6 protein-coding genes are annotated in these 6,804 nt (G+C 66.1%); 5 read left to right on the top strand and 1 reads right to left on the bottom strand.

The window, feature by feature from the left end:
- From ileS to ndk, 4 genes are all read left to right on the top strand, one after another.
- A partial coding sequence (gene ileS, locus Q4E95_RS09965) for an isoleucine--tRNA ligase (protein ID WP_303383162.1) occupies positions 1–3,131 on the top strand: 3,131 nt, incomplete at its 5' end.
- A complete protein-coding gene (locus tag Q4E95_RS09960; protein WP_303383161.1) occupies positions 3,131–4,501 on the top strand; it encodes a folylpolyglutamate synthase/dihydrofolate synthase family protein in 1,371 nt (456 codons plus the stop codon). The genes ileS and Q4E95_RS09960, both read left to right, overlap by 1 nt.
- A gap of 30 nt (positions 4,502–4,531) precedes the next feature.
- A complete protein-coding gene (locus tag Q4E95_RS09955) occupies positions 4,532–4,981 on the top strand; it encodes a DUF4233 domain-containing protein (RefSeq protein WP_303383160.1) in 450 nt (149 codons plus the stop codon).
- A gap of 73 nt (positions 4,982–5,054) precedes the next feature.
- Positions 5,055–5,468 carry a nucleoside-diphosphate kinase gene (ndk, locus tag Q4E95_RS09950; RefSeq protein ID WP_190780250.1) on the top strand — a complete coding sequence of 138 codons (414 nt, stop codon included), beginning with the start codon at positions 5,055–5,057 and terminating at the stop codon, positions 5,466–5,468.
- Between the two features lie 109 nt (positions 5,469–5,577).
- Here ndk and Q4E95_RS09945 read toward each other — a convergent pair whose 3' ends face one another.
- Positions 5,578–6,186: a vitamin K epoxide reductase family protein gene (locus Q4E95_RS09945; RefSeq protein ID WP_303383159.1), complete on the bottom strand. Its 609-nt coding sequence runs from the start codon at positions 6,184–6,186 to the stop codon at positions 5,578–5,580.
- A 389-nt stretch (positions 6,187–6,575) separates the two neighbouring features.
- Here Q4E95_RS09945 and Q4E95_RS09940 point away from each other — a divergent pair.
- Positions 6,576–6,804: hypothetical protein (locus Q4E95_RS09940; protein ID WP_303383158.1), on the top strand; the 229-nt coding region annotated here is incomplete at its 3' end.

The following is a 6,804-nucleotide window of genomic DNA, read 5'->3' as shown; positions in this document are numbered from 1 at the left end:
TCTTCTACGACGGCCCTCCCTTCGCCAACGGCCTGCCCCACTACGGGCACCTGCTCACCGGCTACGTCAAGGACCTGGTCGCCCGCTATCAAACCCAGCAGGGCCGCCGCGTGGAGCGCCGCTTCGGGTGGGACACCCACGGTTTGCCGGCCGAACTCGAGGCCATGAAGCAGTTGGGCATGAGCGACAAGCACGAAATCGAAACCATGGGCATCGACAAGTTCAACGATGCCTGCCGCGCCTCCGTCATGAAGTACGCCACCGAATGGCAGGACTACGTGACCCGTCAGGCCCGCTGGGTTGATTTCGACAACGACTACAAGACCCTCAACGTCGAGTACATGGAATCGGTCATGGCCGCGTTCAAGTCACTCAACGACAAGGGCCTGATCTACTCCGGTTACCGCGTGTTGCCGTACTGCTGGAAGGACGAGACGCCGCTGTCCAACCACGAGCTGCGCATGGATGACGACGTCTACAAGGACCGTCAGGACACCACCGTCACCGTGGGCTTCGAGATCCTCGACGACGCGTCCTGGGCCGAACAGCCCGACGTCGTGGCCCAGCTCGCCGGCGCCCGCGCCCTTGCCTGGACCACCACGCCGTGGACCCTGCCCACCAACGAGGCGCTCGCGGTCGGCCCCGACATCGACTACGTGTTGGTCCACGGCGGGGCGCAGTTGGCCGGGCGTCGCTACCTGATCGCCTCCGACCTGCTGGACGGCTACGCCAAGGACCTGGGGCACGGCGACGCCGAGGACCCCGCAGCGGCCGCCCGCGAGGCCGTGACCGCCCACTTCACCGGTGCTCAGCTGGAGGGCGTGCGCTACCGCCCGCTGTGGGATTACTTCACGGACGCCGAACGCTTCGGTACCGGCACCGCGTGGCAGATCCTCGTGGCCGACTACGTCACCACCACGGACGGCACCGGGCTGGTGCATCAGTCTCCGGCCTACGGTGAGGACGATCAGAACGTGTGCGCCCGCTACGACATCCCCGTGGTGCTCTCGGTGGACGAGGCCGGCGTGTTCTACGACTTCTTCACGGACGAGACCCTGGCCGCCGGAGCTCCCCTGGCCGGGATCGCCGGACACAACGTGTTCGACAAGGACGTGGCCCGCACCGTGATCCGCGACTTGCGCGCCCAGGATGCACTGGTGCGCGAATCCAGCTACGTGCACTCCTATCCGCATTGTTGGCGCTGCCGCAACCCCCTGATCTACCGCGCGGTCTCCTCATGGTTCGTGCGGGTCACGGACATCAAGGACCGCATGGTGGAACTCAACCAGGAGATCAACTGGATCCCGGACAACGTCAAGGACGGCCAGTTCGGTAAGTGGCTCGAGAACGCCCGCGACTGGTCCATTTCCCGCAACCGTTATTGGGGTTCGCCCATCCCGGTCTGGGAGTCCAGCGACCCCAATTACCCGCGCCGTGACGTGTACGGCTCGCTGGCCGAGATCGAACGGGATTTCGGCGCGCTGCCGCGCAATGCGGACGGTGAGGTGGATCTGCACCGCCCGTGGATCGACGACCTCACCCGGCCCAACCCGGACGATCCCAGCGGCCGGTCCGTGATGCGCCGTGTGCCGGAAATCCTGGACGTCTGGTTCGACTCCGGGTCCATGCCCTACGCCCAGGTGCACTACCCCATGGAGAACCGGGAGTGGTTCGAGACCCACAACCCGGCCGACTTCATCGTGGAGTACATCGGCCAGACCCGCGGCTGGTTCTACCTGCTGCACGTGCTGGCCACCGCCTTGTTCGACCGCCCGGCGTTCCGCAACGTGATCTCGCACGGCATTGTGCTGGGCTCGGACGGGCAGAAGATGTCCAAGTCCCTGCGCAACTACCCGGACGTCAACGAGGTCTTCGATCGTGACGGTGCGGACGCCATGCGCTGGTTCCTGATGTCCTCACCCATCCTGCGCGGTGGAAACCTGGTGGTGACCGAGCAGGGCATCCGCGAGGGTGTCCGCCAAATGATGTTGCCGCTGTGGAACGTCTACCACTTCTTCGGTCTGTACACGAACGCCGCCAACGGCGGCGCCGGGTACGAGGCGCAACTGCGCTACGGCGCCGAGAACGTGATGGACCGCTACATCCTGGCCGAGACCGGACGGCTGGTCACCGAGACCAAGCAGCAGTTCGACGACTACGACATCTGGTCCGCCGCCGAAACCCTGCGTTCCGCCATGGACACACTCACCAACTGGTACGTACGCCGTTCACGCGAGCGGTTCTTCGACGAGGACACCCAGGCCTTCGACGTGCTCTACACGTGCCTGGAGACCGTGTGCCGCGTGGCCGCGCCACTGTTGCCCCTGGTCACGGAGGAGATCTGGCGCGGACTGACCGGTGGTCGTTCGGTGCACCTCACGGACTGGCCGGACGCCTCCCTGTTCCCGCAGGACGAGGACCTCATGACGCTCATGAACCGCACGCGCGCCATCTGCTCCTCCGGTTCCGCCCTGCGCAAGGCCCACAACCTGCGCGTGCGCCAGCCCCTGGCGGGTCTCACCGTGGCGGTTCCCGAGGGACAGCGCCTCGGGGGAACGTTCGAGTCCATCATCGCGGACGAGCTCAACCTCAAGACCGTCACGCTGCTCGACTCGGCGGAGGTCTCGCCGGCGGACTTCGGCATCTCGCGGCAGCTCAAGGTCAACGCCCGCGCCGCGGGACCGCGTCTGGGCAAGCAGGTCCAGCAGGTCATCAAGGCCGCCAAGTCGGGCGACTGGTCGGTGGCCGAGGACGGCACGGTCACGGCCGGATCGATTCCGCTGGAAGCGGGTGAATACGAGTTGGCCACGGTCGTCGACGACGCCGCGGAGACCTCCGCGCGCGCCGTCACCGTGCTGCCCGGGGGCGGTTTCCTGGTACTCGACACCGAGCTGACGGCCGAGCTGCGCGCGGAGGGCACCGCCCGGGACATGATCCGTGCCATCCAGCAGGAGCGTAAGAACGCGGACCTCAACGTCTCCGACCGGATCCACACGACCATTCATGCGGATGCGCCAACGTGTGCCGCGGTCGAGGCCAATCGTGACCTCGTGGCGGGGGAGACCCTGAGCCGTGAGCTCGAGGTCATTGTCTCGGACGAGTCCTCGGTAACCGTGGAGGTGGTGAACTGATGAGTGACGCATGGGATCTTTCGACTCCCCAGACCGTGGAAGAGGTGTACGCGGAGCTTCTCGACCGTGCGCCGGAGAACCGGATGGCGCCGCGCTTGGACGCGGTCCAGCGCGCCGTGGACATTCTCGGGAACCCCGAAAAGAGCGCGCCGGTCATCCACATCACCGGGACCAACGGCAAGACCTCCACGGCTCGCATGGTGGAGTCCTTGCTGCTCGCCCATGACCTCCGGGTGGGCCGCTACACGAGCCCGCACCTGGAGAAGGTCACCGAGCGCATCAGCCTGGACGGCAAGCCCGTGGCGGATGAGACCTTCGTGCGCGGCTATGGCGAAATCGCCCCGTACCTGCGGCTTGTGGACACCGAGTTGGCGCAGCGCGGCGAGCCTCGGCTCACGTACTTCGAGGTGCTCACCGTTCTGGCGTTCGCGATCTTCGCGGACGAACCCGTGGACGTCATGGTCCTGGAAGTGGGCATCGGCGGCAGCTGGGACGCCACCAACGTGGCCGACGCCGCGGTGTCCATCGTGACGCCCGTGGACCTGGATCACACGGAGATGCTCGGGGACACACTCCAGGACATTGCGTTGGAGAAGTCCGGGATCGTCAAGAACGGCGGATTCCTGGTGTCCGCGGCCCAGGACCCCGCGGTGGCCCAGGTGCTGCTGGAACGGGCTCAAGAGGTCGGAGCGAATTTCCGCTTCGCGGGCGTGGAATTCGGTGTGAGTGGCCGCACCATTGCCGTGGGCGGGCAGATCATGGCCGTTCACGGCCTGGCCGCCGAGTACACGGACCTCATGCTGCCGCTGTTCGGTGAGCACCAGGCGGAGAACGCGGCGCTGGCCATCGCAGCCGTGGAGGCACTGCTGGGTGGGGGAGACAAACCCCTCAACCAGGAGCTGTTAGTCGCAGGGTTGGGTGCCGTGGCCTCTCCGGGCAGGCTCGAGCTGGCCCGCAAGGCACCGCCCGTGCTCTTGGACGCGGCGCACAATCCGCACGGGCTGAAAGCCTCGGCGGCGGCCGTCAAGGAATCGTTCACGTTCGCCAAACTCAACCTGGTGGTCGGGATTCTGGGCGAGAAGGACGCGGAGACCATGCTGCGCACGCTCGCCGAGGAGTACGGCGAGTACGAGCTCGAATTGTGGTGCAGCCAATCCCGGTCCCCGCGGGCGATCCCGCCCCAGGAGCTGGCCGAGATCGCCGCGGACATGGGATTCGACGAGGACATGGTCCACGCGGAGGGCCGCCTGGACGACGCCATTGCCTCCGCCGTCCAGGACGCCGCCGACCGCCAGGAATTCGACGGCGCGGTACTGATCACCGGTTCCGTCACCGTGGTGGGTGAAGCCCGTGCGCTCCTCGGCCTCTGAGAACCGCCACAGCTCCGGGAGGACATGACCATGGCAAAAATGACCAGGGCCCAGCGCGAATGGCGCCCGGGCCAGAAGAAACCGCGCGGCTCCATCAAGGCAATGTTCGCGGTGTCCGTGTTGGCCATCGAGGCGTTCATTGTTTTCTTCGCCACGCTGGCGGCCTTCGGAATCCTGGCACGGGACTGGGAAACCACCCACCAGTGGTTGCTCGTGGGCGGCGGGGTGTTGCTCACCCTGGTGTTCCTGATCGCGTGCGGCATGGTGCGCAGGCCCGGCGGATACGTGCTCGGCTGGGTGTTGCAGCTCGTGCTGATCGCCACGGGCTTCCTGGTGCCGGCCATGTTCGTGATCGGCGCGGTGTGCGCGGCGGCGTGGTGCTACGCCGTGGTCAAGGGCACCGCGATCGACCGGGAGAACCGGGAGCGCGATCGTCTCCAGGAACAGTGGGAAGCCGAACACCCGCATGAACTCGGGTGAGTCACCGCGCAGCGCAGCACGGCCGGTAGGCTGGTCGCGGTACCCCTGACGAGATCGATCCAAGGAGATGTTGATGACGGAACGCACCCTGGTGCTGGTAAAGCCCGACGGCGTGGAGCGCGGCCTGACCGGTCAGATCCTCGCGCGTGTCGAGGCCAAGGGCTACAAGATCGTGGAGCTCAAGCTCGTGCAGGCCACGCGGGAGATCCTCGAACAGCATTACGAGGAACACCAGGGCAAGCCGTTCTTCGAACCGCTGGTCGAGTTCATGGGCTCCGGCCCGGTGGTTGCCGCCGTGGTCGAGGGTAACCGCGTGATCGAAGGTTTCCGCAGCCTGGCCGGTTCCACCGAACCCACCACCGCGCCCCCCGGCACCATTCGCGGGGATCTGGGCCGCGACTGGGGCGAGAAGGTTCAGAAGAACCTGGTGCACGGATCGGATTCACCCGAGTCCGCAGCGCGCGAGATCGGCATCTGGTTCGCCTGATCCGCACTGACCCACTCGGACTCGTGGAACGAGCAACGGCGGGGTGCGACCGAATATCCGGTCGCACCCCGCCGTCGCGTATTTTGACTGTCCGGGCCCGTGCGGGTCGCTACGCGAAAATCACGGTGGCGAAACGGACGGCAATGATGCCGAAGGCCACCACCAGGAGACCGATGGCGATCAACCACGCCCAGGCGCCGGAATGGCCGGCCCGGACGAATCGGTCGCCGAACATTCCCGCCCGGGCGTTTCGCGCCGTGGTGTGGGCCAGCAGGATGGTCTGTGCGATCCACACGATCATGCAGTACAAGCACAGGGTGTTGATCTCGAAGGTGGTCTGCCACCACAACCACAGGGTGAACACGGAACCCGCGAGGGTACCCACCCACACGAGCCACCAGTACCAGTCGGCAAAGCGAGCACCCGCCAGGACGCCCACCGCGATCGCCATCACGACCGCGTAGGCCACGATGCCGATGAACGGGTTGGGGAATCCGAAGAGTTCGGCCTGGGGAGTGCGCATCACGGTTCCGCACGAGAGCCATGCGTTGATGTCGCAACTCGTGCGGTGGCCGGCGTCCGCGAAAATGGCCAGGCGTTCCATCACCAGGGTCGCGGAAGCACCGAATCCGATGATCGACAGAATCAGCGCGAGGCTCGCCCAGCCTCGATCTGTGGGGGCGGTGTGCTGACGGTCCGGGGTGTTTGTTGAGCTCACAGACCGATGCTAATCGACACGGTGCCCCGGGCGATGTGGCCTGCCGCACACGTCAATCCTGGGGTGCGCGGAGGTACTGTGAGATACTTGGCAACGGTCGGTACCCAGCCGTACATGGGAACCGGTCCGGCAGGACCTCCGATACATGGCGGATGGACCCGCGGCTCTCAACAGATCGAGCGCGTCCGTCCGGAGAAAGTTCGCAATCCCCAAGGATTATGCGACTCGGACATCCGCCGGCTTGCCACGAGCGTTCACGTCAGTCGGCGCACTCGGCAGGTACCACCATGACTTCCGGCGACCGCGTGGTGTCACACCACCGGTTCGACCGACCGAGCACACCTCGGACCCGGGTGCGGACGGTGTTCCGAGCAGGAGTACAACCTCACATGGAATCCGAACAGGACAACGCGGAACAGACGACACAGGAACAGGTATCTGCTGCGGAGCAGCAGACCACGGAGGCGCACACAGCCGCCGAGCAGCCCGCTCTTGAGCAAACCCCGACCGAACCCCAAGGCGACACCCAGGTAACCGACGAGCCGGACACGGCCGAGCCCCAAGACACCGCCGAGGCCACGGAACCCGACACCGAGGACACGCCCGAGGCCGAGCCGT

Origin of the sequence: Kocuria sp. (assembly GCF_030536815.1) — a bacterium.
Classification (GTDB): Bacteria; Actinomycetota; Actinomycetes; order Actinomycetales; family Micrococcaceae; genus Kocuria; species Kocuria gwangalliensis.
This window is presented reverse-complemented; position numbering and strand designations above follow the sequence as displayed.